Raw genomic sequence first — 467 nt, 5'->3', positions numbered from 1 at the left:
GGCGTAATCACCTGGACACCGTCCTTGACGAGGTCGCTCCAGTCGTGAATGCCCTTGGGATTGCCCTTGCGGACGAGGAAGATGATGGTCGAGGTGTAAGGCGCTGAATTGTTTTCGAATTTGGTGCGCCAGTCCGGATTGATCTTCTTCGCCTTCGAGACGATGGCGTTGATGTCGCCTTCAAGTGCCAGCGTCACCACATCGGCATCGAGGCCATCGATCACGGCGCGGGCCTGGGCGCCCGATCCGCCATGCGACTGCTGGACGGTGACGGTCTCTCCGGTCTCGGCCTTCCAATGCGCGACGAAAGCTTCGTCATAGGCCTTGTAGAGCTCGCGTGTCGGATCGTAGGACACGTTGAGAATGGTGGTATCGGCAAACGCGAAACCGAGCGTGCCGAACTGGACAGATGTGGCGACCAGTGCGCCGAGCAGTTTCCTGAAATGAGGTTTGGTCATTTCTGCCTC

Annotated in this window: 1 protein-coding gene; it reads right to left on the bottom strand. The window is 58.7% G+C overall.

The features are described 5' to 3' along the window. Nucleotides 1-458, bottom strand: a 458-nt coding sequence (locus EN939_RS37505; protein WP_127272157.1) for a sulfate ABC transporter substrate-binding protein, incomplete at its 3' end; no start/stop codon positions are given. Nucleotides 459-467 lie beyond the last annotated feature (9 nt).

Origin of the sequence: Mesorhizobium sp. M7A.F.Ca.CA.002.05.1.1, assembly GCF_003998335.1 — a bacterium.
In the GTDB taxonomy this organism is placed as follows: Bacteria; Pseudomonadota; Alphaproteobacteria; order Rhizobiales; family Rhizobiaceae; genus Mesorhizobium.
Note: the sequence above shows the minus strand (reverse complement) of the source record. Positions and strands in the feature narration are given on the sequence as shown.